Here is a 4,005-nt window from a genome sequence, read left to right as displayed (position 1 = left end):
GTGCGGAATGATGTCATGCCCTCTGGCAACATCGACAACCCGCGCGCCCGGCTGAAAACTCTCGGCCACAATCCGCGCCTTCACATCATCCGGCCAACGTCGGTTCCCCCGACGCGGCTCGGCAACCTCGCACTGCCCTAAAAAGCCACTGCCGTCTGCCATGTTCACCTCCATCTCGATGGCGAACATGTCGGAAACTTCAGCCCGGCGCGGAACCTACGATATCAATGGGAACGGGACGGCGCATACAGTGAACCTGTTCAGGGGCAGATTGCAGTGGCAGAAGTTATTCTGAACCGTGTCCAGGACACCCGGTTTCCCGACACCGTCTGTGGTGTGGTGTACCAAGGCAATCAGCAGCGCAATGCCTGCCAGTTCAGTTACGCATGTGACGGGACGCCCGAAGTGTTCAACGAACCTGTTTCCCATGACCGTGCTAAACGTCTGGCCATATACCTGATGGAAAAGGAGCGGACGGGTTTGACACGCGGAGCATTGTTCTACCATACATTGTCTGTACAGCCGCCATGGTCAGCAGAGTTAATTGAGCTCGTGACAATCGGCGACCATGTATTTCTAGGATATCCCAAAAGGTATTAGGTTCAGTATTTCTGAAACGGAAACGCCTCCGTCAAGGCAATTTGCGCTAACGACTTGTCCCATTCCACGCTCCTTTCCTGGACAGGGCTACTTTACCCCGGTGTCCGGGAACCGGAACGAAGTTCAGTTCGCCCGGGGCGTGGCGAACTCGCCATGCGAGCCCCGATCGGTCATTGGACCTCGGCGATCTGGAAGTTTTTGCAGACATGACTCCGATTGACGTCGCGGGTTTCGGAATTTTTACGACAGAAGATAATAAAACTCACGTTATGAAACACGAAATGAAACACGAAGACACAAGGAAAGCAGCGGTATGAAAACAATCGGAATCCTTGGTGGCATGTCCGCTGCCTCAACCCAGGATTATTATCGTGAGCTTTGCAACCGGACGCGGGAAATAAAGGGAGGGCTTCATTCGCCGGAATTACTCATTCGGTCCCTCGATTTCGCTACCATAGAAGGCTTGCAGATGGCCGGAAACTGGGCACAGGCCGGGGAGATTTTGAACCGGGAGGCTAAGGCTCTCCAGCGTGGAGGTGCGGATTTCATCATCCTTGCCACGAATACGATGCACAAGCTTGCAGATCAGATGATGCAGGGCCTTTCCATCCCCTTGTTGCACATTGCCGATGCGACTGCTGCCCTCATCCAGCAACAGGGTTTGCGCTCACCGGGCCTCATGGCGACCGCGTTCACGATGGAGCAATCATTCTACACCGAGCGACTGGAGGTGGCGGGCCTTACCCCAATCATACCAGAGGCACCAGATCGGGCCGAAACGCATCGCATTATCTATGAGGAACTTTGCTGCGATATTGTTTCGACGAAGAGCGAGGCAATCTATGCTGACATCGCCCAACGTCTTGTTGAGTGCGGCGCTGATTGTCTCATTCTCGGCTGCACGGAAGTCGGGATGCTGCTCAATCAGGGCAATGTACCGGTGCCGGTGTTCGACACGACCTTGGTCCATTGTGATGCGGCGCTCACCTTGGCGTTAAGCGATTAGGTCCGGGAAAATCTTAGGCGTGTCGCGCGGTGATCTTAGAATCCTCGGCAGCCCGGCAGGCCTGGGAAATCAGGAGCGTTCGCCCGGAATGTAGCGAACTCACTCTTGGAGCCCTTTCTGCTCGTCATAAGGGAAGCGTCGGGTTAGGTTCTCGCGGAATTGGAAGGAAGATATTGAACCGATGCCTGATGTCTACGAACTCATTATCTGCGACATTTCTGGGGAACATAAGCCCGTTGCTGTGTTTCAGTCAGAACGCCCCTTTATGCCGCTTCACGTTGGCGAACGCTTCGACGACCACGGTTGGATTCGCCTTGATGGAGCTGGGAAAGTCGGCTCGCCGGAAAAACCAGTCCGTTTTCTTGTGTTTGCAACCAAGCATGTCGTTTTCGAGCAGGACGGCAAGACAATCTACCAGTATTGCGTTGATCTACAGCCTTATAGCGGCCCTCGATCACCAGCCTGGGGGCACCACAATCCCGTCGAGTAGAAACGCTCCTGCTAAAAAGTCAGCGCCGCCTCCCTCCTTGATGATCGTTCTTGGTTGCAGCGAATGGGCGATTTAAGCCCCGCCGATTCCTGCGGGTCCAAACGACCTCTGTGGATGGTGCCTGCATAGCAAGACATATTTTGACGATTTCTGCGGTGTTTGGTCAGTACTGCATCTGAAACATGACCGCACATGGGGTATTCGCGAGAGCGAGTCGCCCTTACGTTCCTCACGCTTGGAGAATGGCTGTTCCCCGATAAGATGGAAATAAGAGCTCACGACTGGACGCCCGGCCCAAGCATCTGAGGGAGAACAACCATGGAAGAGTATGTCGGTCTCGATGTGTCGAAGAAAGAGACGGCAGTTTCGATCCGACGTGACGGGCAGCGCCTTTGGCGCGGAAAATGTGCCTCGGATCCGGTTGTCATTGCGCAGGTGGTACGCAAGCGTGCGCCGTTCACCAAACGAGTTGTGTTCGAGACCGTTCCCTTGTCGGGTAAGACCGCATGTCTTTGGTACGGCACCACCTGTGGGCATTGCCGTTAGTTTGTAAGCGGCGGTCCCACCCCACGTTGCCGCCCGTGGCTTCGGGTGCGAGGTGATACCCATCTCAAGATGGGGGTGCATTTCGCAATGTGCGCGACAAATTCGTTTCTCAGATTGCTGAGCGTTGAGATCTACGCCTCTGGGCACCGTCGCTGGACCGATGCCGCCAAAGCGCAGGCGGTATCGGAGACACCGCATACGTTAGTTTGATCCCAGGGCGGTGCATGTCGCCTTTTGCGATGGAGGATTGGCATGAAAGACGAACTTTCGGTGACATGCGTCGGTTTCGACGTTTCCAGGGACAAGCTTGCAGTACCGGTTGCAGATCGGACGCCAGGCGGCGAGGTCGTGTCCTGGGGCACCTTTGAGAATGCACCCGCGTCCGTTCACACCTTGCTGAGAAACATCGCCAAACTCGCAACACCCGTGGCTGTTTGCTATCAAGCCGGGCCGACAGGATACGGGCTCTATCGGTAGGTTCGGGCTTTCAGTTTCGAGTGCTCTGTGGTTGCGCCCTTGTTGATTCCAATGCGCGCCGGCGAGTGGGTCAAGACCGACCGCTTTGATGCCCTGCGTCTTGTGCGGCTATTTCGCGCTGGGGAGCTGACGCCGATCTGGGTTCCTGACGAATCCCATGAAGCGATGCGCGACCTTAACTGGGTCCGGGAAAGCGCGGCGCAGGACCAGCGCCACTAGCGCCAGCACGTATCTGCGTTCCTGCTCCGGCACGGTCGGGTTTATCACAGTACCAAACTGTGGACGATGCTGTATTTCCAATGTCTTCAACGCCAGAGTTTCGACGACCCCGCACATCAGATTGCACTGCAGGAAATGTTGCAGGCCGAACGCAATGCCCGCGAAAGGCTCGTCCGCCTTACGGCCCATATTGATGCGCTGGTGCCCGAGTGGACATTGGCCCCGGTCGTCAATGCACTTCAGGCCATGCACGGTGTCGCGTTGAGCAGTGCTGTCATTTGTGGACAGCCCCTGTTTTGCAAGAGTTTTCTTAAGGATTGAGATCTTATTGCTAGCGGTCATTTGTCCGGCCTGTTTGCGCGGCGCATTTGTCCGCTGGCCTTGATGAAGTCCGCTGACCGGATCCCTATCACGTTAAGGGACTATCCTGAATTTTGTGCCCCGGCGTGGTAGCTCACTTTTGAGGAGACCCACGTATGAGCATAGACAAAGACCTGTTGGACCGGCTGATGGAAGGGCGTTCGCCCGGCGACCTTTTCGGCAAGGAGGGCATTCTTTCCGAACTGACCAAGGCGCTTGCGGAACGTGCGCTGAGCACCGAGTTGGACGAACATCTCAGCGAAGAGCGCGCGCAGGAGCCGCCTGAAGGCCAGAACCAGCCCGCCAA

Annotated in this window: 5 protein-coding genes and 3 pseudogenes; 6 read left to right on the top strand and 2 right to left on the bottom strand. The window is 56.0% G+C overall.

Annotation, left to right across the window (positions count from 1 at the left end):
• A partial coding sequence (locus A9D60_RS25210; protein ID WP_254656798.1) for a transposase occupies window positions 1-189 on the bottom strand: 189 nt, incomplete at its 3' end.
• Between the two features lie 72 nt (window positions 190-261).
• On the opposite strand from A9D60_RS25210, the pseudogene A9D60_RS25885 reads away from it, so the two are divergent.
• From A9D60_RS25885 to A9D60_RS26415, 5 genes and pseudogenes are all read left to right on the top strand, one after another.
• Window positions 262-600 (top strand): annotated as a pseudogene (locus tag A9D60_RS25885) (cell wall hydrolase); the annotation flags it as partial.
• Between the two features lie 313 nt (window positions 601-913).
• A complete protein-coding gene (locus A9D60_RS25205) occupies window positions 914-1,606 on the top strand; it encodes an aspartate/glutamate racemase family protein (protein WP_065270125.1) in 693 nt (230 codons plus the stop codon).
• 181 nt (window positions 1,607-1,787) lie between these two features.
• On the top strand, window positions 1,788-2,096 hold the full coding sequence (locus A9D60_RS25200) for a hypothetical protein (protein WP_065270124.1): 309 nt from the start codon (window positions 1,788-1,790) through the stop codon (window positions 2,094-2,096).
• Window positions 2,097-2,414: 318 nt separating this feature from the next.
• Window positions 2,415-2,591: pseudogene (locus A9D60_RS25880) on the top strand (IS110 family transposase); the annotation flags it as partial.
• A 303-nt stretch (window positions 2,592-2,894) separates the two neighbouring features.
• Entirely contained in the window at window positions 2,895-3,119 is a 225-nt protein-coding gene (locus A9D60_RS26415) for a hypothetical protein (RefSeq protein WP_141118062.1), read from the top strand.
• Window positions 3,120-3,227: 108 nt separating this feature from the next.
• Here the strand turns inward: A9D60_RS26415 and A9D60_RS25195 are convergent, their stop codons facing one another.
• Window positions 3,228-3,680: a hypothetical protein gene (locus A9D60_RS25195; RefSeq protein WP_065270123.1), complete on the bottom strand. Its 453-nt coding sequence runs from the start codon at window positions 3,678-3,680 to the stop codon at window positions 3,228-3,230.
• A gap of 134 nt (window positions 3,681-3,814) precedes the next feature.
• Here A9D60_RS25195 and A9D60_RS25190 point away from each other — a divergent pair.
• A pseudogene (locus A9D60_RS25190) lies at window positions 3,815-4,005 on the top strand (IS256 family transposase); the annotation flags it as partial.

Origin of the sequence: Leisingera sp. JC1 (assembly GCF_001679925.1) — a bacterium.
Taxonomy (GTDB): domain Bacteria; phylum Pseudomonadota; class Alphaproteobacteria; order Rhodobacterales; family Rhodobacteraceae; genus Leisingera.
The sequence above is the reverse complement of the archived record's forward strand: the minus strand, read 5'-3'. Positions and strand labels throughout refer to the sequence as shown.